Here is a 20,029-nt window from a genome sequence, read left to right on the forward strand (position 1 = left end):
TGGCCGATTCAGCCGGTCAGGGTCAATTGATGGACGAGTCGCGCCGCGACCTTGGCGGTGCGGCCGTCGATGTCGTGCTCAGGATTGAGTTCGGCGATATCGGCGAGTCGCAGCTTGCCGCTATCGCGGATGATCTCGATCAGCGGCTCGATCAGCGCCAGCGACACGCCGCGCGCCGCCGGCGCGCTGACCCCCGGCGCCTCGGTAGCGGGCAGTACATCGAGATCGATGGTGAGATAAAGATGCTCGCAGTGAGCGATGAAACGCTTGACGTCGCGCAAGATGGCCTCGAGTGTGGCCGCGGTGAATTCGCGGTCCTCGCGCACCAGCACGCCGAGATCCTTGGCACGCTGGAACAGGGCGCGGGTATTGCTGGCGCGACTGACGCCCAGACAGGCATAGCGGAACGGCCAGTGACGTTGCTCGCACGCATCGGCGATCTGGGCGAAGGGCGTACCGGAGGAGTGCGCATGGCTCGGGTCGCGCAGATCGAAGTGCGCATCGAGATTGACGATACCGATTTGCGGTGGCCGGTCGTGCTTGCTGCCTTGCGCTTCCAGGTGCCGGGCAAGCCCCTGCCAGCTGCCGAAGGCGATCTCGTGGCCGCCGCCCAGCGCCACCGGGAAATGGCCGGCGTCGAGCAATTCGGCCAGGCGCTCACCAAGACGCTGCTGGGCCTCTTCCAGGGCATCGCCTCGGCACACCACATCGCCGGCATCGAAGGCCGGGGCCTGGCGATGCCAGGCCAGCGGCGCCAGGGCGCGACGGATCGCCTGCGGACCCTGGGTGGCGCCGGGCCGGCCCTGGTTGCGCTTGACCCCCGCATCCGAGGCGAAGCCGAGCAGGGCGACGCCCTTGCTACCTGCTTGATCCAGCGGCCGAATGCATTGATGCCAGCGCTCGCTGTTGCTTTCCGGGTCGATGCGCCCGGTCCAGGCGGACATGTCGATGGTCTCAGCGGTCATGGGTGAGCTCTCCCCTGAACAGGCGCTGGCGCAGCCGGCCGGGTTGCACGGCATAGGCCAGTTCGGCGGGGCGCTGAATGTCCCACACGCACAGGTCGGCGGGCGCGCCCTCGTAGAGGCGGCCCAGCTCGCGGCGGCCTAGGGCGGCGGCGCCGTGGGCGGTCATGCCGGCCAGCGCCTCACGGGGTGTCAGACGAAACAGCGTGCAGGCCAGGTTGAGCATCAGCGTCGGCATGAACAGCGGCGAGCTGCCCGGGTTGCAGTCCGTGGCTACGGCCATGGGCACGCCGGCGTCGCGCAGCGCCTGGATAGGCGGCAGTTGGGTTTCCCGCAGGGTATGAAAGGCGCCGGGCAGGATGACCGCGACGCTGCCGGCCTGGCGCATGGCCGCGATGCCCGCCTCGTCCAGGTATTCGATATGGTCCACGGAGCGCGCGCCGTAGCCCGCCGCCATGGCGCTGCCACCCAGCTTGGAAAGCTGTTCCGCGTGCGCCTTGATGGGCAGATCATGGGTCTGGGCCGCCTGGAAGACGCGCTCGCACTGGGCCACGGAGAAGGCGATCGCCTCGCAGAACACGTCGACCATATCGACGAGCCCTTCGGCGACGGCGGCAGGAATCATCTCGTCGCACACCAGATCGATATAGGTGTCGCTGGCGGCTGCGTATTCCGGCGGCAAGGCATGGGCGCCGAGCAGGGTAGTGACGACCCGCACCGGTAGTGTCTCGCCGAGGCGCCGGGCGACCCGCAGCATCTTGAGCTCGTCTTCGACGTTCAGCCCGTAGCCGGACTTGATCTCCACGGTGGTCGCGCCGTCGTCGATCAGCGCCTGCAAACGCGGCTGGGCCTTGTCGAAGAGCGCTTCCTCGCTGGCGGCCCGCGTCGCGCGCACGGTACTCAGAATGCCGCCGCCGGCCTTGGCGATCGCCTCGTAGCTGGCGCCCTCCAGGCGCATCTCGAACTCGTCGGCACGGCTGCCGCCGAACACCAGGTGGGTGTGGCAGTCCACCAGCCCCGGGGTCATCACCCCGCCCCGGCCGGCGTCGTGGGCGTACTCGCAGCGCATCGCGTCGAATTCCTGCATCGGCTGCAGCGCTTCGATCCGGCCATCGCGTACCAGAACGGCCATCGGCTCCGGCAATTCTCGATTGCCGTCGAATACCGTCATGTCACGCCATAGCAGGGAGGATATCTCGGGCATGGAGGCTCCTTGAAGAATATCGCTTCTAATTGTATATACAAATGCGTTGACTACAAGAAACGAGAGGTCTTCATGTCGCACCAAGAAAAGACATCATTTGCGAGCGAGGAGCAGGAGCGTCGGTATTCCCTGAAGACGATGCTCTACCTGTTCATTCCCAGCCTGCTGGGGATCCTGATCTTTTTCGTGCCCGTGACACTGGCGGGACGGACCACCATCCCGCTCGATCACATGGTCACTGGGGCACGATATTTGTTGGGTGGGCTGGATGGCTGGTATGCATTGGCACTGATCGTCGCCGGGGCGGCCTATCCTTTGGTGACCGGTAACTGGCGACGTAGCGTTACCGACCGGGTCTTCACCGTGCTCAAGCTATTGGGCGTCGTGGCGGCGGTAATGGCGCTCAGCGGTTGGGGGCCGGCGTTGCTGCATACGCCGGACATGTTGCCTTTTCTGTTCGGCAAACTGGTGATCCCGGTGGGGCTGATCGTGCCGATTGGGGCTATCTTCCTGGCATTGCTGATCAGTTATGGCCTGCTCGAGTTGATCGGCATTCTGCTGCAACCGATCATGCGGCCGATCTGGCGGACGCCGGGAAAATCGGCGATCGACGCCGTGGCATCCTTCGTCGGCAGTTACTCGATTGGTCTGCTGATCACCAATCGCGTCTATCAAGCGGGGCAGTATTCGCCGCGCGAGGCGGCCATCATTGCGACCGGGTTTTCCACGGTATCGGCGACCTTCATGATTATCGTCGCCAAGACGCTGGACTTGATGGCGGTATGGAACCTGTATTTCTGGCTGACGCTGCTGATCACCTTCGCGGTGACCGCGATTACCGTGCGCTTGCCACCGCTGGCACGGATGGACGACGAGAAATCTGATGACGAGCCTGGAGTGCCTCGCGGACGCCGGCTGGTGACCGCCTGGCGCGCTGGCCTTGATGCTGCGCATCACGCGCCGAGTCTGATGCGCAGTGTGGCACTCAACTTCAAGGAAGGGCTGCTGATGGCGATCAGCATTCTGCCGTCGATCATGTCGGTGGGGTTGATCGGTCTGCTGCTCGCCAAGTACACGCCGCTGTTCGATTGGCTGGGTCTGCTGTTTTACCCAATGACGGCGTTGTGGGGGCTCGACGAGGCGATGGCGCTGGCCCAAGCCGCCTCGACCGGGCTGGCCGAAATGTTCCTGCCGGCCCTGCTGATGGGGGATGCCGGTTTCGTGGCTCGCTTCGCCACGGGCGTGGTATCGGTATCGTCGGTATTGTTCTTCTCGGCTTCGATCCCCTGCATCCTTTCGACCACGATTCCGCTTTCGGTGGGGCGCATTGTCGTCGTCTGGTTTTTGCGCACGGCGCTGGGATTGTTGCTGGCGGTGCCGGCTGGCTATCTGGCCCAGGCCTTGGCTGGCGGTTAACCGCGTGCGAAGGCCCGCCACGTCCAGCGGCGGCGCGATCAATGCGCCGCCGCTGGCGTTTGGTAGTTTGCAAAGGGCCTCTATCCCGAATGATGTTTGGCAAATTCAGGCAGAGCGTGCCTGTGAGCGCAACTTGTAGCGGTCGCCGGGATGGATCAATCGGGCGTAGCTGATCAGGTGTTCTCCGGACCAGGTGCGTCGCACCATGCTCAGGCACGGTGCGCTGACAGGAATTTCCAGCCAGTCGGCGGTCTGGGTATCGACCAGCACGGCTTCCACCACATGCTCCAGATCGGAAATCGGGCAGGCGGCGACCAGCACCTCGTTGGGTGTATAGCGCGAGAAGTCGGTTTTCAGGTAATTCGGCACCCAGCGTGGGTTGACGTAGCGATTTTCCAGTTGGATCGGAATCTCGTTCTCGCGGTGAATCAGGATGGTATGGAAAACCCGCGTGCCGAGGCGCACGCCGAGGCGCAAGGCGACTTCATCGTCGGCCTCGATGGATTCGCAGCGCAGCATGTCATTACGGTAGTGATGCCCCCGCTGACGCACTTCTTCGGCGATGTTGCGGATCTCGAGTAGCGATGATTCGGCCTTCAAGTCGGTAACGAACGTCCCCAGCCCCGGCTGGCGGACCAGATAGCCTTCGTGAACCAGGTCGCGAATCGCCTTGTTGGCGGTCATTCGGCTGACGTCGAACTGCTGGGCAAGTTGCTCTTCCGGTGGAATCTGATGATGGACCGGATAGTTTCCGGAGCGAATTCGCTCGAGAAGGAACTGCTTGATCTGTAGATAGCGTGGCGCTTGGGTCACAGGCATCTCAGGCGATCCGGTAAGCATGCGGCAGTTCGGCGAGCAGGCCGCGGCCGCCGGCCATGGTCAGGGCCAGGTCGTTGAGTGCGTCCCACACCGGCAGCGCCAGACCGCCCTTGACGGCCTGATCGATGCGCTGGGCGAACAGCAGCAATTTGTGCAGGCGGCGATGGGGTAGGCGTTGCAATGCTTGCTGATAATTGGCGCGGTGCTTTTCGGGGATCATCGGGCGCTGGGCCTTGCAGGCGTGCTCGAGGCTCTGGCCCTGCTCGAGGTGCTGTTGCAGGGAGAGCAGCGTTCGCATCTCGCGGCTCAGCGCCCACAGCACCACCGGCGCCTCGATGCCTTCGCTCCTGAGTCCGCGCACGATCCGCACGGCGCGCTCGCGCTCGCCGCGCAGGCAGGCATCGGTCAGCGTGAAGACGTCGTAGCGGGCGCTGTCTTCGACCCCCGAGGTGATCGCCTCGGTGTCGAGTCGCGCGCCGGGGGGCAGCAGCAGCGAGAGCTTCTGCAACTCCTGGTCGGCGGCGAGCAGATTGCCCTCGGTGCGTTCGCCGAGCAGCCGGGCGGCGTCCATGTCGAGGGTGAGACCGTAGCGGGTGGCCCGGTCGCGCATCCAGAAACCCAGCCGCGAATGATCGACCGGCCACACCGGCACGAACACGCCGAGCTTGTCGAGTGCCTTGAACCATTTGCTCTGCTGCTGCTTGCGATCGAGCCGGCCCGCCGAGATCAGCAGCACGTCGTCGCTGTTCGGCGCCTGCGCGGCGAACGCTTCCAGCGCCTTGCCGCCTTCCTGGCCGGGCGCCTGGTCGCCGAGGCGCAGTTCGATGAGCTTGCTGGTAGCGAACAGCGACATGCTGGCCGCGGACTCGGTGAGCCGCCCCCATTGAAAACCGCTCTCGACGTGTAGCACCTCGCGCTCCTCGATGCCGCGTTCGCGGGCCACCCGCCTGACTTCGTCGCAGGCGTCGCGCTGGATCAGCGGCTCGTCGCCGGCGACGATGATCACCGGCGGCAATTTCCTGGCCAGCGTCTCGGGCAGCTTGTCGGGGAAGACCTTCACCGCGTGGCGTCCAGGTTGCGCAGCCGATCGATCAGGCGCTGGGCGGCGTCGCGGCGCAGCGCCTCGAGCGCCCGCTCGCGGTCGTTGTCCCGAGTCAACAGCTCATTGTCGTTGGCCCGGAACGTGGTCGTCACCTGCATTCGCTGCTGGTCGAGCAGGTAGGCGTTGTCGGCGGTGCGCTGGATCGAGAACGGCACCTCGAGCTGCAGTTCGATCTCCTGGGTGCCGCTGTCGCTTCCGCTCAGGCTGATCTCCTGAATGCGCTCCGTGCCGAGATTGAGGCGCAACGGTGCGGCGTCGCTCAGTTCGATCCCGGCGTCGTGCAGCGCGCGAGTGACACTATCGCTGAGCGCCGAGGGTGTCGTCGCCAGGACCAGACGCTCGATGCCTGCGTCTTGTGTGGCCCCGGTGCCGCGCAGCTGGAAGCCGCAGCCGGGCAGGGCGGTGATGCCGGCACCGAGCAGCGCAGCGCTCAGCGACCGGGCGAGAAAGGTTCGACGCTTCACGGCTAGCTCCTTGCATTGTGGTTAGCGACACGCGCTGGGTGGCGACGCTCAGCTGGCAACGATGTTGACCAGTTTTCCCGGCACCACGATCACCTTGCGCAGCGTCTTGCCCTCGATGTGTCGCTGGACGTTCTCGTTGGCCAGCGCTTCGGCCTCGACGGTGTCCCTGACGGTATCGGGGGCGATCTCGATGCGCGCGCGCAGCTTGCCGTTGACCTGCACGACGAGCTCGAGGCTGTCCTTGACCAGCGCGTGCTCGTCGAGCTCGGGCCAGCGGGCGTCGATGGCCGGCTCGCGATGGCCGAGGGCCTGCCACAGCGCATGGCAGGCATGCGGGGTGATCGGGGCGAGCAGCAGCACGCAGGTCTCGACCGCCTCGCGGGCGACCGCCAGATCCTGAGGCGCGCCGCCGGCGCGCTCGCCCTGGAAGCGGCCGAGCGCGTTGGTCAGTTCCATCACCGCGGCAATGGCGGTATTGAAGGTGGTGCGCCGGCCGATGTCATCGCTGGCCTTCTTGATGGTCTCGTGGGTCTTGCGACGCAACCCCCTTTGCGCGTCATCGAGCGCCTGAGGGTCGAAAGAGTGAGGGTCGAGTGCAGGCGCCGTGCCGGCGTCTTGCTCGGCGGCCAGGTGATCGGCGACCAGTTTCCATAGCCGCTTCATGAAGCGATGCGCGCCTTCGACGCCGGCATCGGACCATTCCAGCGATTGCTCCGGCGGGGCGGCGAACATCATGAACAGGCGCACGGTGTCGGCGCCGAAGCGCTCGATCATCGCCTGCGGGTCGACGCCGTTGTTCTTCGACTTGGCCATCTTCTCGATGCCGCCCATCTGCACCGGCTCACCGTCGCTCTTCAATACCGCGCTGACCGGCCGGCCCTTGTCATCGCGCTTGACCTCGACGTCGGCCGGATTGAACCAGTCCTTGCCGCCGTTTCCGGTCTCGCGATAGAAGGTCTCGGCGATCACCATGCCCTGGGTCAGCAGGCGCTGGAACGGCTCGTCGCTCGCAATCAGGCCGAAGTCGCGCATCAGCTTGTGGAAGAAGCGCGCGTAGAGCAGGTGCAGAATGGCGTGCTCGATACCGCCGATGTACAGATCTACCGGCAGCCAGTAGTCGGCGCGTTCGTCGAGCATCGCCTCGCGGTTGTCGGCGCAGGCGAAGCGTGCGTAGTACCAGCTCGACTCCATGAAGGTGTCGAAGGTGTCGGTCTCGCGGGTCCAGCCGTCGCCCAGATCATAGAACGCCGGCATCTTCTTGAGCGGCGAGCCGCTGGCGTCGACCTCGACCTCCATCGGCAGCGCGACCGGCAACTCCTCGTCGGTCAGCGCCACGGTCTGACCCCCGGGGCCGTACTTGACCGGGATCGGCGCGCCCCAGTAGCGCTGACGGGCCACTCCCCAGTCGCGCAGCCGGAAATTGGTCTTGACCGTGCCGCGGCCGTCGGACTCGAGCCGCGCGGCGATCGCCTGGAAGGCGGCGTCGAAGTCGAGGCCGTCGAACTCGCCGGAATTGATCAGCGCGCCATGCTCGACATAAGCGCCTTGGCTGAGATCCGGAGCGTCGCCTCGTGCGTCGGCGATCACCGCGACGATCGGCAGGTCGTACTTGGTGGCGAACTCCCAGTCGCGCTGATCGTGGCCGGGGACGGCCATCACCGCGCCGGTGCCGTATTCCATCAGCACGAAGTTGGCCACGTAGATCGGCACTGGGTTACCGCTCAGCGGGTGACGCGCGGTGAAACCGGTATCGCGGCCACGCTTCTCCATGGTTGCCAGATCCGCTTCCGAGGTACCGCCGCGGGCGCACTCCTCGAGGAAGTCGGCCAGCGACGGGTCGTTCGCGGCCGCGGCCTTGGCCAATGGATGGCTGGCGGCAACGGCGACGTAGGTCACGCCCATCAGCGTATCGGGGCGGGTGGTGTAGACATCCAGCGTCTCGTCGCGGCCGTCGACGTCGAAGCTCAGCTCGACCCCGCGGGACTTGCCGATCCAGTTGCGCTGCATGGTCTTGACCTGTTCCGGCCAGTCGACGTGATCGAGGTCGGCGAGCAGTTCCTCGGCGTAATCGGTGATCTTGAGAAACCACAGCGGGATCTCCCTGCGCTCGACCAGCGCGCCGGAGCGCCAGCCGCGCCCGTCGATGACCTGCTCGTTGGCGAGCACGGTGTTGTCCACCGGATCCCAGTTGACCGCGGCCATCTTCTTGTAGACCAGCCCCTTGTCGACAAGCTTGGCGAAGAACCACTGCTCCCAGCGATAGTAGTCGACGTCGCAGGTGGCGAACTCGCGGCTCCAGTCGTAGGCGAAGCCCAGCGCCTTCAACTGGCGACGCATGTAGTCGATGTTCTGGTAGGTCCAGTCCCCGGGCGGCACGCGGTTCTTGATCGCGGCGTTCTCCGCCGGCATGCCGAAAGCGTCCCAGCCCATCGGCTGCAGGACGTTCTTGCCCTGCATGCGCTGGTAGCGCGAGACCACGTCGCCGATGGTGTAATTGCGCACGTGCCCCATGTGCAGCTTGCCGCTGGGGTAGGGGAACATCGACAGGCAGTAGAACTTCTCGCGGCAGGCGTCCTCGACGGCCTTGAAGCACTGATTCTCGTCCCAGTAGCTCTGGGCGGCCGATTCGATCGCGTGGGGCTGGTACTGAGTGTCCATCGTTTGCGTGGGGCACCTTGCGTTGGGGATCGGTGGCGTCGGCTCGACCCGGCGGCGGGGAGCGCGATGCAACCGCTGGAGATAACACCCTGCCACACAATGTGTGAGAAAATTAATGGAGGCAGGCATGGAATACCGTCAATGCTGGCCCAAGGATACCCCAAGACGTGCATGGGCAGGTAGGGCCGCCGGCAAGGCGGCGACCGTCAGGCCAGCACCCGAGAATGATAGGAGAGGCACCATGAGTGACGACAAGCAACAGGACCGGCGGCTGCACGATGCCTACGAGCGCGTGCTGCACCGCATGCGCGACGGGGCCGACGAGCTCTCCTGGGAGCGGCTGCAGCATGAACTCGACGAAGCGGTGGCTTTCGAAGTCGAGGTCGAGGAGTTCACCAAGGATGAGATGTCGCTGTTGCGGGCCTGGGTCGAGCGCGACTTGAAGGACCTGCGTCGCTACCTGGCCGCCGGTGGCAGCGGCGTGGCCAGTTGGCTGGGCATCGACCTGAACGTGCTGTCGCGCAAGATCAGCGAGGCGCTGTTGTCGATCGCCGATCGCAGCGTGGTGGAGCGCGAGCGTTTCGAGGACGACCTGGAAGCCGCCCGCGCCGATTACGTCGAGGGCGAGCTGGCCGCGCCGGGTCGCATGGCCTGCGTGCACTGTGGCGAGACGCTGGCGCTGGAGCGCGTCGCCCGGCTCGAGCCCTGCCATGCCTGCGGGCATCGCTACTTCGAGCGCGCCCCGGCGCGTGGCGCGGCCGAGTGACTGGCTGTTGATCGGCGCCCTGATTCGCTATCAATGGTGCCGCTGTCAATCAGCGCCGCCGGGCCTGGCGCAAGCGTAGTCCGGCGGCGAGCATCAGCCCGGCGAGCAGCCAGGTCGGCCAGCTGCCGGTGCGGGTGAAGGGCGTTTCGCCCTGCATGGTGCGGACCTCGCCGATGACCTGCGCGGTCTCGAACTGCGCCGCGCGGCTGGTTATTCGCCCCTGTGGGTCGATGATCGCGGTGACTCCGTTGCTGGTGGCGCGCATGAGATAGCGGCCGTTCTCCAGCGCTCTCAGACGGGCCATCTGCAAATGCTGCAGCGGGCCGATGGAATCACCGAACCAGGTGTCGTTGGACACTGTCATCAACACCTCGGCCTGGCGTGCCCGGCTCGCCACCAGGTCGGGATAGGTGATCTCGTAGCAGATCGCCGTGCCGATTCTCAGGCCGGCCGCGCGGATCGGTTGCTGGTCATTCGCGCCGGCCGAGAAGCTCGACATCGGCAGGTCGAAGAAGGCGATGACGCCGCGCAACAGCCCTTCCAGCGGCATGTATTCGCCGAACGGCACCAGGTGCTCCTTGCGATAGCGCCCCTGGCTGTCGCCGAAACCGATCACCGCATTGTAGTAATCGTCCTGCGCGTCGCGTTCGACGATCCCCGTCAACAGTGCCGTATCGGCGGGCAGCGTCGCCTGGAGGCGTTCGAGTAGCGGCAGGGCCTGTCGTTCGAACATCGGCAGGGCGGTTTCCGGCCAGACAATCAACTGGATATTGTCATCGAGGCCGCGGGTCAGGCGGGTATAGGTGTTGGCAGCGGTACGTCGGCCCTCGTCGGTCCATTTCATCAATTGCGGCAGATTGCCCTGCAAGAGCGCCACGCGAGTCGTCTCGCCGGGCGTCGTCCATTGCCCGGGTAGCGTCAGTGGCGCCAGCCACATCGCGGCGAGGGGAGCGAGCGCCCACCAGCGCCTTCGCAGCAGTTCGACCAGCAGCGTGCCGCTGAGCGCGGTGATCAGGCTCAGCAGATAGACGCCGCCGAGCGGCGCCAGCGGTGCCAGCGGCGAGTCGACATGGGCGCTGCCCAGCAAGAGCCAGGGGAAGCCGGTGAACAGGTAGGTGCGCAGCACTTCGACGAGTACCCAGAGCCCGGCGAAGCTGAGCCAGGCCAGCCGCGCTCCGGTGAATCGCCGGTAGCACCAGAACGGCACGGCGTAGAACAGCGCCAGGGTCACCACGAACAGCGCGGTCAGGAACACCGCCAGCGGCACGCCGGTATAGCCGTAGTCGTGAATCGACACGTAGATCCACGAGGTGCCCGAGCCGAACAGGCCGACGCCGTAGCTCCAGCCACGCAGTGCTGCCTGTCCCGGGGTCTGGGTATGAAGCCCGGCGAACACCAGAGCGACGGCCACCGGCCCCAGCCACCACAGCTGGAAGGGCGAGAAGGTCAGCGTGGTCAGGCCGCCGGCGATCAAGGCGGCCAGGTAGCCCATCCAGGGCCGATAAACAGTCGGCATTCGAGGTACTCCGTAGCGGGACGTGCCTCTTATACCAGAGCCGTTGTGCAAAACGAAACTGCCGCGATCGGCCGGGTCGGGCTGATCCTAGCCGTCGTGCCCGTCGTCGCTCGCGCCTTCGGCGACCTGCTCGACCTGCAGCAGGCGGATGCGCCGGTTGTCGGCGCCCAGTACGGTGAAACGCCACTCGCCGAGATGGGCCTGCTCGCCGCGCCGCGGCAGGTAGCCGAAGCGCTGCATCACCAGGCCGCCGACGGTATCGAACTCGTCGTCGGAGAACGCGGTATCGAAGCGCTCGTTGAAATCGTCGATGGGGGTCAAGGCGCGAATCGCGAAGCTGCCGTCGCCCATGTCGCGGATGTCGTCTTCCTCGTCGGTGTCGTGCTCGTCTTCGATGTCGCCGACGATCTGCTCGAGGATGTCCTCGATGGTCACGATGCCCGCCGTGCCGCCATACTCGTCGACCACCACCGCCATGTGGTTGTGGGTGTCGCGGAACTCCTTGAGCAGGCTGTTGAGGCGCTTGGACTCGGGGATGAACATCGCCGGGCGAATCACTTCGCGCAGGGCGATGCGGTCACGCTTGCCGTCGTTGACCTGCAGCAACGGCAGCAGGTCCTTGACCAGCAGGATGCCGAGTACCTCGTCGAGATTCTCGCCGATCACCGGATAGCGCGAGTGGCCGGTTTCGAAGATCACCGGCAGGTAGTCTTCGGGGGGCTGGTCGATGCCGATGGCGGTAACCTGCGAACGCGGGATCATCACCTCGCGGGTCTGCTGATCGCTGATCTGGAAGGCGCCCTCGATGATCGTCAGCGCGTCCGGGTCCAGGCGCAGCTTGGCGGCGGCCTCGCGCAAAAAGACCAGCAACTCGTCGCGTGAATTGGGTTCGTCGGAATCGCTGGAAAAGGCAGTGAACAACTTCTCGAGCCAGGACTTGCCGCCCTGGCTGCTCGATCGGTCTTCGCTCATGCGTCGGGTCTCGTGTCCTCGCTGTCACGCTCGTCATCGGCAAGCGCGTAGGGATCGGGAATGCCGAAGCCATCGAGAACGGCACGCTCGATGGCTTCCATGATCTCGGCTTCAGCCTCATCTATATGGTCGTAACCCAATAAATGCAAGGTGCCGTGGATCACCAAATGGGCGTAGTGATCGGCCAGTGGCTTGTGCTGCTGGCGGGCTTCGCGACGCATGACCGGATGGCTGATCACCAGGTCGCCGAGCAGCGGCAGGTCAATTCCGGGGGGCGCCTCGAAAGGAAAGGAAAGCACATTGGTGGGCCGGTTCTTGCCGCGATAGTCGCGATTGAGCGCCTGGCTCTCGGCGTCGTCGACCAGGCGGATGGTCAGCTCCGGCGCCGCGGCGCCGGATTGCCCGGTGACGCGCGCATGCGCGGCAAGGGTCGCCGCGACCCAACGACTCAGCGCCTCGACACCGGGCAGCTCATCGCCTCTCTCGATGGCCAGCTGCAGGTCGATCAGCGGCCCGGGGGCGTCGTTCATGAGGCGTTCTCGCCCGAGGAGGCCGCGCCGCGCGATTCAAACGCCCCTGTCTCGGCGGCCTGTCTCTCCCGGCGGGCCGCCTCGCGGGCCTCGCGGCGGGCGCGGTCATCGGCTTCCTGCTCGGCCTCGAAGTAGTCGTAGGCCTCGATGATCCGCTGCACCAGCGGATGACGGACCACGTCCTTGGCGGCGAAGTGGGTGACGCCGATCCCCGGCGTGTCCTTGAGCACGTCGAGCACCTGGATCAGTCCGGACTGCTGGCCGCGCGGCAGGTCGACCTGGGTGATGTCGCCGGTGATCACCGCGGTGGAGCCGAAGCCGATGCGAGTCAGGAACATCTTCATCTGTTCGCGGGTGGTGTTCTGGCTCTCGTCGAGAATGATGAAGGCATTGTTCAGCGTGCGCCCGCGCATGTAGGCAAGCGGGGCGATCTCGATCACCTGGCGCTCGATCAGCTTGGCCACCTGTTCGAAGCCGATCATCTCGTAGAGCGCGTCGTAGAGCGGGCGCAGATAGGGATCGATCTTCTGGGCCAGGTCGCCGGGCAGAAAGCCCAGCTTCTCGCCGGCCTCGACCGCCGGGCGCACCAGCAGGATGCGCCGCACCTGCTGCTGGTTGAGCGCCTCGACGGCGGCGGCGACGGCCAGGTAGGTCTTGCCGGTGCCCGCCGGGCCGATGCCGAAATTGATGTCGTGCTTGCGGATGCTGGCGACGTAGTTCTGCTGGTTCAGACCGCGCGGCTTGATGACGGCGCGCGGGGCGCGAATGATCACCTCGCCGTCGCCGCTCGTGCCTTCTTCTTCCTCGAGCGCCTCGATGCCGGATTCCTGCAGAAACAGATGCACGGTATCGGGATCCAGGTCGCCGGATTCGGTCTCGCGGTAAATATGCTCGACTACATTGGCCGCCGCCTTGACGTGCGGCCCGGGGCCGGCCAGCTGGAAGGTGTTGCCGCGGTTGCGCAGGGTCACGCCGAGGCGCGATTCGATCAGTTTGAGATGTTCATCCCGCTGCCCGCAGAGCTTGGCCAGCCGCATGGGATCATTGGGCTCGAGGGTCAGGGTGAGGACGCGATTGGCCGGAGAACTTTGTTGACTCAAGAACAGGCTTCCATAGGGTGTCTGGGAAATAGGGTATCTGGGAACATGCAGTCAGCTTAGTGCCCCGGGCGAGCCCGGGGCAAACAAATGCAGTCGACTGTCTCTGCAAGCGGACTTTGCAAGCGGGGCGCGGTCAGTGACGGACCGGCGAGACCAGCGTGGCGCGCAGCGAATTGGGCAGCGCTTCGGTGATCTCGACGTCGACGAAGGTGCCGATCGTTGCGGTGGGGTCGTCGGCGCTGAAGTTGACCACCCGGTTGTTCTCGGTGCGTCCGGTGAGCTTGCCGGGGTCGCGGGGCGAGAAGCCGGTGACCAGAATGCGCTGGGTCGAGCCGACCATGCGCCGGCTGATCTGCATGGCGTTCTGGTTGATGCGCTCCTGGAGGATCGCCAGGCGCTGTTTCTTGACCGCCTCGGGCGTGTCGTCCTCGAGCGCCGCGGCCGGCGTGCCGGGGCGTGCGGAGTAGACGAAGCTGAACGAGACGTCGAAACCGATCCGCTGGATCAGGTCCATGGTGGCCTCGAAGTCGGCCTCGGTCTCGCCCGGGAAGCCGATGATGAAGTCCGAGGAGAAGCTGATGTCGGGACGCAGCGCGCGAATGCGCTCGAGCTTGGCGACGTATTCCTCGACGCCGTGACCGCGCTTCATCGCCGCCAGGATCCTGTCGGACCCTGCCTGTACCGGCAGGTGCAGGTGGCTGACCAGTTCGGGGATCTCGCCATAGGCCTCGATCAGACTGTCGGAGAATTCCACCGGATGCGAGGTGGTGAAGCGAATGCGGTCGATGCCCTCGACGGCGGCGACGCAGGCGATCAGCTCGGCCAGGTCGATCTCCTCGCCGGTCTCGTCTTCGCCGCGGTAGGCGTTGACGTTCTGGCCCAGCAGGTTGATCTCGCGCACCCCCTGGTCGGCGAGGTGGACGACTTCTTCCATCACCGCGGCAAACGGCCGCGAGACCTCCTCGCCGCGGGTATAGGGCACCACGCAGAACGTGCAGTACTTCGAGCAGCCTTCCATCACCGACACGAAGGCGGTCGCGCCGTCGGCGCTGGGCTTGGGCAGATGGTCGAACTTCTCGATCTCGGGGAAGGTGACATCGACCACCGAGATCGGCTCGGCATTCTTGCCGCGCGCCTCGAGCATCGAGGGAATGCGATGCAGCGTCTGGGGACCGAACACCATGTCGACGTGGGGCGCGCGCTTGCGCAGGTTCTCGCCTTCCTGGCTGGCCACGCAGCCGCCGACGCCGATCACCAGCTCGGGATTGCGCTCCTTGAGCTTCTTCCAGCGGCCGAGCTGATGGAAGACCTTCTCCTGCGCCTTCTCGCGAATCGAGCAGGTGTTGAGCAGGATGACGTCGGCATCGCGTTCGTCGTCGGTCAGCTCCATCTGATGCGATTCGCCGAGCAGATCCGCCATGCGTGCGGAGTCGTACTCGTTCATCTGGCAGCCGTGGGTCTTGATGAAGAGTTTCTTCGCCATAGAATGCGTCGGCGCCTGGCGCCCGCTTTGTCCGTGAGTCGAGGGAGTGAAGGCGTGACCGAAGGGTCGCCTGCGACAGATCGAGCAAATTATACGTACCCGGCCCCCGGCTTGACCAGCCTTGGCCTTGTGAAGGCAAAGGCGCGCATGCCTACGCGGGCGGCCATGTGGTAGACTAAGCCGCCCGAATACGCTCGGCACCGGCCTGGCGGCGGGCGCGCCTGAGGTCGCACGCTGGCCGCGTTGCGACCCATGTTTTCGACTATTGCGCAGGATCCAACGGCTCATTGCAATGACGCTTCTCGCCCTGGGAATCAACCACAAGACCGCCGATGTTGCGGTGCGTGAGCGGGTCGCCTTTACCCCCGGTCAACTGGAAGCGGCGCTGGTCGCGCTCAAGGGGCTGCCGGCGGTGAGCGAGGCCGCAGTGCTGTCGACCTGCAATCGTACCGAGCTCTACTGCGTCACCGAGGCGCAGGGCGAGCAGGCGGTCATCGATTGGCTGGGTCGCTTCCACGACCTGCCGGTCGAGGAACTGATGCGCTGTGCCTATCACTATCTGGATGCGTCGGCGGCGCGGCATCTGATGCGCGTGGCCTCGGGGCTGGACTCGATGGTGCTCGGCGAGCCGCAGATTCTCGGCCAGATCAAGGGCGCCTACCAGCAGGCGCGCCAGCATCAGGGGCTGGGCGGCGAGCTGGAGCGGCTGTTCCAGCACGCCTTCGCGGTCGCCAAGCAAGTGCGCACCGAGACCGGCATCGGCGAGAATCCGGTCTCGGTGGCTTACGCGGCGGTCAGCCTGGCGACATGCATCTTCGACGACCTGACGCGTTCCCGGGCGCTGCTGGTCGGCGCCGGCGACACCATCGAGCTGGTCGCCCGGCACCTGCACGAAGCGGGCATCAGAGAGCTGATCGTCGCCAACCGCACCCGTGAACGCGCCGCGCAACTAACCGGCGAGTTCGGCGGCCAGGCGATCACCCTCGGCGAGATCCCTCAGGCGCTGGAGCGAGCCGACATCGTCATTACCTCGACCGCGGCGCCGTTGCCGATCATCGGCAAGGGCATGGTCGAGCGGGCCCTGAAGGTGCGTCGCCATCGGCCGATCTTCATGGTCGACATCGCCGTGCCGCGGGACATCGAGCCGCAGGTCGGCGAACTCGACGACGTGTTCCTGTACACCGTCGACAACCTCCAGGAGGTGATCGAGGAGAACCGGCGCCATCGGCAGGTCGCCGCCGACCAGGCCGAGGAGCTGATCAGCCAGGGCGTCAGCCACTGGCAGCACGAGCGCCGGGTGCGCGGCGCCGGCGAGCTGATCAAGCGCTATCGCGAACAGGGCGAGGCGCTGCGCCAGGGCGCCGAGGCCCAGGCACTGGCGCAGCTGGCGCGTGGCGAGGACCCCGAGAAGGTACTGCGCCGATTCAGCCAGCAATTGACCAACAAGCTGATGCATGGCCCGACGCTGCGCCTGCGCGAGGCGTCGGGCGCCGAACGACACGATGTCATCCAGGCGGCCGAGAGCCTGCTGCTCGACCCGGCCGCGCCTGCCCAGGATCCGGAATAGGACACTGCATGAAAGCGTCTTTGCGCCAGCGTCTTGAAAGCCTTCACGAACGCTTCGACGAACTCGCCGCGCTGCTCGCCGAGCCGGACGTCATCGCCGATCAGGCGCGCTTTCGCGACTACTCGCGGGAATACGCGGAACTCGATGAACTCATCGAGGCGTGGCGCGAATTCCGTGCCACCGAGAGCGACGTCGAGGCCGCCGAGCAGCTCACCGGCGACGCCGATGCCGAGATGCGCGAACTCGCCAACGAGGAGCTCTACGCCGGTCGCGAGCGGCTCGCCGAGCTCGAGACGCGACTCAAGGTGCTGCTGGTGCCCAGGGACCCCGACGATGCGCGCAACGTGTTCCTCGAGGTGCGCGCCGGTACCGGCGGCGACGAGGCGGCGCTGTTCGCCGGCGACCTGTTTCGCATGTACTCGCGCTATGCCGAGAAGCACCGCTGGAATGTCGAGGTGATCAGCGCCAGCCACGGCGAGCAGGGCGGCTACAAGGAGATCATCGCGCGGATCAAGGGCGACGGCGTCTACGCGCGGCTCAAGTTCGAATCCGGCGCGCATCGCGTCCAGCGCGTTCCCGCCACCGAGTCCCAGGGGCGCATTCATACCTCGGCATGCACGGTGGCGGTGATGCCCGAGGCCGACGCGGTCGGCGACATCGACATCAACCCTAACGATCTGCGTGTCGATACCTTCCGTTCCAGCGGCGCCGGCGGCCAGCACGTCAATACTACCGATTCGGCGATCCGCATCACCCACCTGCCGAGCGGCGTGGTCGTCGAGTGCCAGGAGGAGCGCAGCCAGCACAAGAACCGCGCCAAGGCGATGTCGCTGCTGGCCGCCCGGCTCAAGCAGAACGCCGTCGACAGCCAGCGTCAGCAGCAGGCCGATACGCGCAAGTCGCTGGTCGGTTCCGGCGATCGCAGCGAGCGCATCCGCACCTACAACTTCCCCCAGGGCCGGATCACCGACCATCGCGTCAACCTCACGCTCTACAAGCTCGGCGAAGTGATGGGCGGCGAACTCGACGAGGTCATCGCGCCGCTGATCAACGAATACCAGGCCGAGCGGCTGGCGGCCTTGCAGGACGCCTGATGCGCATCGATCGGTTGCTGGTCGAGGCCACCGCGCGTCTGGCCGCCGCCGGCTCGCCGACCCCACGACTCGATGCCGAGGTGCTGCTGGGCCATGTGCTGGGCCGCGAGCGCAGCTGGCTCTACACCTGGAACGATCACGGTGTCGAGGGTTTTCTGCGGGCCCGCTTTGCCGCGCTGATCGCCGCACGGGTCGTCGGCGAACCGGTGGCCTACCTGACCGGCGAGCGCGAATTCTGGGGGCTGGCGCTTGCCACGCACGCAGCGACGCTGATCCCGCGGCCGGACACCGAATGCCTGGTCGAAACGGCGCTGGCGCTGAGGCCGGCGACGGCGCAGCGGGTGCTCGACCTGGGCACCGGCAGCGGGGCGATCGCCCTGGCGCTGGCCAGCGAACGACCCGCCTGGCGGGTCACCGGCGTCGACAGGATCATTGAGGCCGTAACGCTGGCCAGCGCCAATGCGCGCCGCCTGGGCATCGCCAATGCCGACTTCCAGGTCAGCGACTGGTTTGCCGCGCTCACCGACCAGCGCTTTGAACTGATCGTCGCCAATCCGCCCTATCTGGCAGAAGACGACCCGCACCTCGCGCTCGGCGACGTACGCTTCGAGCCGCGCTCGGCGCTGGTGGCCGGGGGCGAGGGCCTGGCCGACCTGCACTATCTGATCGGCGCCGCGCGCCATTACCTGGAGACCGAGGGCTGGCTGCTGCTCGAGCATGGCATGGCGCAGGGCGAAGCGGTGCGCGAGGCGCTGAATCAGGCAGGCTATGGGGCGGTCGCGACCCGCCTCGACCTGGCCGGCCGGCCGCGGGTTTCGCTGGGTCGGCGCGACGACTGAACGCAGCGTGGAATATGCCCGCTGGTTATCCTTCGGGCCGATGTGATAAGACTATCGAGCCGTCATGCCGCATTGGCAGATATTGCTGTTTGCTTGTGGCATTTCGCGATAAGACCATCACTTGCTGCGCCAAGACGCGGTCAACGTAGGTGATCATCCTGCTATCGTGCAGTAGGGAACATTCTTACAATGAAAGCCAAGACACGCTCGCTGGACCGTATCGATCTCAAGATCCTGCGCAGCCTGCAGGAAAACGCGCGCATCTCCTATGTCGATCTGGCCGCCCAGGTGGGACTGTCGACAACGCCCTGCCTGGAGCGCGTCAAGCGGCTGGAAAGGGCGGGCATCATTCGCGGCTACCGGGCGATTCTCGATCCGCAAGCGCTCAAGGCGAATCTGCTGGTGTTCGTCGAAATCTGCCTGGAAACCCAGTCGCCGGCAGTATTCGACGAATTCCGTCGGGCCGTCGCCAAGTTGCCGCAGATCCAGGAGTGTCACCTGGTATCGGGCCAGTTCGACTATATCCTCAAGTGCCGGATTCCCGAGATGTCCGCCTACCGCCAACTGCTCGGCGACGTGGTGCTGACGCTGCCCGGGGTCAAGGAATCCAAGAGCTATGTGGTCATGGAGGAGGTCAAGGAGGAGTTTTCCCTGCACGTTCCCGAGCTCGACGAGCTCGACGCCAACAAGTAGTCCGGCCAGCGACGATTCCGGCCATGGCGGTAACCATCAATTCGTACTGCGAACCCGGGAGTGGTGATGAACGATGAGGCGCTGTTGCGCTATAGCCGGCATATCATGCTCGCTGCGCTGGACATCGAGGGCCAGCAGCGCCTGCTCGACGGCCATGCGCTGGTGATCGGCGCCGGCGGACTGGGCTCGCCGGTCGCGCTTTATCTGGCGGCGGCCGGGGTGGGCCGGTTGAGCATCGCCGATGCCGATGTCATCGAGATCAGCAACCTGCAGCGCCAGATCGCCCACCGTCAGGCTGACCTGGGGCGCAACAAGGCCGAGTCCGCGGCCGCGGCGGCAAGTGCCCTCAACAGCGACTGCGAGATTGTTCCACTGACCGCGCATCTCGACGGCGAGACGCTCGCCACGGCAGTGGCGGCGGCCGACGTGGTGCTCGACTGTACTGATCGCTTCGCCAGCCGCTACGCGATCAATCGTGCCTGCGTCGAGGTCGGGCGTCCGTTGGTCTCGGGAGCGGCGATCCGCTTTTCCGGTCAGTTGGCGGTGTTCGATCCGCGCGACCCGCAAAGTCCCTGCTATGCCTGCCTCTACCCGCCCGCGGCCGACGACGACGACGACGGCGATGACGAATTGCGTTGCGCCGAGAATGGCGTGATCGGCCCGCTGGTCGGGCTGATCGGCTGCTTTCAGGCGCTCGAGGCGATCAAGCTGTTGAGCGGCGCGGGCAGGCCCCACCGCGGCCTCTCGACCTTCGACGGCCTGGACGGCGAGTGGCGCCGCTTCAACGTGCCCCGCGACCCGGACTGCCCGGTCTGCGGCGTATCCGCCCGCGCGGCGAGGTAGG

General features: G+C 65.9%; 18 protein-coding genes and 1 tRNA gene. 8 read left to right on the forward strand and 11 right to left on the reverse strand.

The window, feature by feature from the left end; translation table 11 throughout:
• Positions 1-8: 8 nt before the first annotated feature.
• Positions 9-965 carry a formimidoylglutamase gene (gene hutG, locus HALZIN_RS0104645; protein ID WP_031383076.1) on the reverse strand — a complete coding sequence of 319 codons (957 nt, stop codon included), beginning with the start codon at positions 963-965 and terminating at the stop codon, positions 9-11.
• Positions 955-2,166, reverse strand: coding sequence for an imidazolonepropionase (gene hutI / locus HALZIN_RS0104650; protein ID WP_031383077.1), 1,212 nt, complete (start codon positions 2,164-2,166; stop codon positions 955-957). Before hutI ends, hutG begins: the two co-directional genes overlap by 11 nt.
• Positions 2,167-2,238: 72 nt before the next feature.
• Between hutI and HALZIN_RS0104655 the strand changes: the two genes are divergently transcribed.
• Positions 2,239-3,582, forward strand: a complete 1,344-nt coding sequence (locus HALZIN_RS0104655; protein ID WP_084173358.1) for a YjiH family protein — start codon at positions 2,239-2,241, stop codon at positions 3,580-3,582.
• Between the two features lie 105 nt (positions 3,583-3,687).
• On the opposite strand, the gene hutC is transcribed toward HALZIN_RS0104655, so the two are convergent.
• The 4 genes from hutC to leuS are packed head-to-tail and all read right to left on the reverse strand — an operon-like array spanning position 3,688 to position 8,625.
• Positions 3,688-4,395, reverse strand: coding sequence for a histidine utilization repressor (gene hutC, locus HALZIN_RS0104660; protein WP_035575510.1), 708 nt, complete (start codon positions 4,393-4,395; stop codon positions 3,688-3,690).
• A 7-nt stretch (positions 4,396-4,402) separates the two neighbouring features.
• Positions 4,403-5,461, reverse strand: coding sequence for a DNA polymerase III subunit delta (holA, locus tag HALZIN_RS0104665; RefSeq protein WP_031383080.1), 1,059 nt, complete (start codon positions 5,459-5,461; stop codon positions 4,403-4,405).
• On the reverse strand, positions 5,458-5,967 hold the full coding sequence (locus HALZIN_RS0104670) for an LPS-assembly lipoprotein LptE (protein WP_031383081.1): 510 nt from the start codon (positions 5,965-5,967) through the stop codon (positions 5,458-5,460). Before HALZIN_RS0104670 ends, holA begins: the two co-directional genes overlap by 4 nt.
• Before the next feature lie 48 nt (positions 5,968-6,015).
• Positions 6,016-8,625 (reverse strand): leucine--tRNA ligase, encoded by a 2,610-nt coding sequence (gene leuS / locus HALZIN_RS0104675; protein WP_031383082.1) that lies wholly within the window; start codon positions 8,623-8,625, stop codon positions 6,016-6,018.
• 241 nt (positions 8,626-8,866) lie between these two features.
• On the opposite strand from leuS, the gene HALZIN_RS0104680 reads away from it, so the two are divergent.
• Positions 8,867-9,391 (forward strand): zinc ribbon-containing protein, encoded by a 525-nt coding sequence (locus HALZIN_RS0104680; protein WP_031383083.1) that lies wholly within the window; start codon positions 8,867-8,869, stop codon positions 9,389-9,391.
• A 49-nt stretch (positions 9,392-9,440) separates the two neighbouring features.
• Here the strand turns inward: HALZIN_RS0104680 and lnt are convergent, their stop codons facing one another.
• The 4 genes from lnt to HALZIN_RS0104700 form a co-directional block, all read right to left on the reverse strand.
• A complete protein-coding gene (gene lnt, locus HALZIN_RS0104685; RefSeq protein WP_031383084.1) occupies positions 9,441-10,907 on the reverse strand; it encodes an apolipoprotein N-acyltransferase in 1,467 nt (488 codons plus the stop codon).
• An 87-nt stretch (positions 10,908-10,994) separates the two neighbouring features.
• The gene (locus HALZIN_RS0104690) at positions 10,995-11,879 is read right to left on the reverse strand and encodes an HlyC/CorC family transporter (protein ID WP_031383085.1); all 885 of its coding nucleotides are present in this window, start codon (positions 11,877-11,879) and stop codon (positions 10,995-10,997) included.
• Positions 11,876-12,409, reverse strand: a complete 534-nt coding sequence (ybeY, locus tag HALZIN_RS0104695) for an rRNA maturation RNase YbeY (RefSeq protein WP_031383086.1) — start codon at positions 12,407-12,409, stop codon at positions 11,876-11,878. Before ybeY ends, HALZIN_RS0104690 begins: the two co-directional genes overlap by 4 nt.
• Positions 12,406-13,155 carry a PhoH family protein gene (locus HALZIN_RS0104700; protein ID WP_150113149.1) on the reverse strand — a complete coding sequence of 250 codons (750 nt, stop codon included), beginning with the start codon at positions 13,153-13,155 and terminating at the stop codon, positions 12,406-12,408. The genes ybeY and HALZIN_RS0104700 overlap by 4 nt, the downstream gene beginning before the upstream one ends.
• Between HALZIN_RS0104700 and HALZIN_RS17815 the strand changes: the two genes are divergently transcribed.
• A tRNA-OTHER gene (locus tag HALZIN_RS17815) sits at positions 13,117-13,195 on the forward strand. The genes HALZIN_RS0104700 and HALZIN_RS17815 overlap by 39 nt on opposite strands.
• A gap of 447 nt (positions 13,196-13,642) precedes the next feature.
• On the opposite strand, the gene miaB is transcribed toward HALZIN_RS17815, so the two are convergent.
• A complete protein-coding gene (gene miaB, locus HALZIN_RS0104705) occupies positions 13,643-14,992 on the reverse strand; it encodes a tRNA (N6-isopentenyl adenosine(37)-C2)-methylthiotransferase MiaB (protein ID WP_031383088.1) in 1,350 nt (449 codons plus the stop codon).
• A gap of 292 nt (positions 14,993-15,284) precedes the next feature.
• Here miaB and hemA point away from each other — a divergent pair, with 292 nt between their 5' ends.
• From hemA to HALZIN_RS0104730, 5 genes are all read left to right on the forward strand, one after another.
• Positions 15,285-16,559: a glutamyl-tRNA reductase gene (gene hemA, locus HALZIN_RS0104710; protein ID WP_031383089.1), complete on the forward strand. Its 1,275-nt coding sequence runs from the start codon at positions 15,285-15,287 to the stop codon at positions 16,557-16,559.
• Between the two features lie 8 nt (positions 16,560-16,567).
• Positions 16,568-17,653 carry a peptide chain release factor 1 gene (gene prfA, locus HALZIN_RS0104715; protein WP_031383090.1) on the forward strand — a complete coding sequence of 362 codons (1,086 nt, stop codon included), beginning with the start codon at positions 16,568-16,570 and terminating at the stop codon, positions 17,651-17,653.
• Complete coding sequence (prmC, locus tag HALZIN_RS0104720) at positions 17,653-18,492, forward strand: peptide chain release factor N(5)-glutamine methyltransferase (protein ID WP_031383091.1); 840 nt, start codon at positions 17,653-17,655, stop codon at positions 18,490-18,492. Before prfA ends, prmC begins: the two co-directional genes overlap by 1 nt.
• Positions 18,493-18,681: 189 nt before the next feature.
• Positions 18,682-19,185 carry an Lrp/AsnC ligand binding domain-containing protein gene (locus tag HALZIN_RS0104725; RefSeq protein ID WP_031383092.1) on the forward strand — a complete coding sequence of 168 codons (504 nt, stop codon included), beginning with the start codon at positions 18,682-18,684 and terminating at the stop codon, positions 19,183-19,185.
• A 66-nt stretch (positions 19,186-19,251) separates the two neighbouring features.
• Complete coding sequence (locus tag HALZIN_RS0104730) at positions 19,252-20,028, forward strand: HesA/MoeB/ThiF family protein (RefSeq protein WP_031383093.1); 777 nt, start codon at positions 19,252-19,254, stop codon at positions 20,026-20,028.
• Position 20,029 lies beyond the last annotated feature (1 nt).

The organism is Halomonas zincidurans B6, from assembly GCF_000731955.1.
In the GTDB taxonomy this organism is placed as follows: Bacteria; Pseudomonadota; Gammaproteobacteria; order Pseudomonadales; family Halomonadaceae; genus Modicisalibacter; species Modicisalibacter zincidurans.

Coding starts and splice junctions, on each gene's coding strand:
- hutG (WP_031383076.1), bottom strand. CDS start 965: ATGACCGCTGAGACCATCGACATGTCCGCCTGGACCGGGCGCATCGAC.
- hutI (WP_031383077.1), bottom strand. CDS start 2,166: ATGCCCGAGATATCCTCCCTGCTATGGCGTGACATGACGGTATTCGAC.
- HALZIN_RS0104655 (WP_084173358.1), top strand. CDS start 2,239: ATGTCGCACCAAGAAAAGACATCATTTGCGAGCGAGGAGCAGGAGCGT.
- leuS (WP_031383082.1), bottom strand. CDS start 8,625: ATGGACACTCAGTACCAGCCCCACGCGATCGAATCGGCCGCCCAGAGC.
- HALZIN_RS0104680 (WP_031383083.1), top strand. CDS start 8,867: ATGAGTGACGACAAGCAACAGGACCGGCGGCTGCACGATGCCTACGAG.
- lnt (WP_031383084.1), bottom strand. CDS start 10,907: ATGCCGACTGTTTATCGGCCCTGGATGGGCTACCTGGCCGCCTTGATC.
- HALZIN_RS0104690 (WP_031383085.1), bottom strand. CDS start 11,879: ATGAGCGAAGACCGATCGAGCAGCCAGGGCGGCAAGTCCTGGCTCGAG.
- ybeY (WP_031383086.1), bottom strand. CDS start 12,409: ATGAACGACGCCCCCGGGCCGCTGATCGACCTGCAGCTGGCCATCGAG.
- miaB (WP_031383088.1), bottom strand. CDS start 14,992: ATGGCGAAGAAACTCTTCATCAAGACCCACGGCTGCCAGATGAACGAG.
- hemA (WP_031383089.1), top strand. CDS start 15,285: ATGACGCTTCTCGCCCTGGGAATCAACCACAAGACCGCCGATGTTGCG.
- prfA (WP_031383090.1), top strand. CDS start 16,568: ATGAAAGCGTCTTTGCGCCAGCGTCTTGAAAGCCTTCACGAACGCTTC.
- prmC (WP_031383091.1), top strand. CDS start 17,653: ATGCGCATCGATCGGTTGCTGGTCGAGGCCACCGCGCGTCTGGCCGCC.
- HALZIN_RS0104725 (WP_031383092.1), top strand. CDS start 18,682: ATGAAAGCCAAGACACGCTCGCTGGACCGTATCGATCTCAAGATCCTG.
- HALZIN_RS0104730 (WP_031383093.1), top strand. CDS start 19,252: ATGAACGATGAGGCGCTGTTGCGCTATAGCCGGCATATCATGCTCGCT.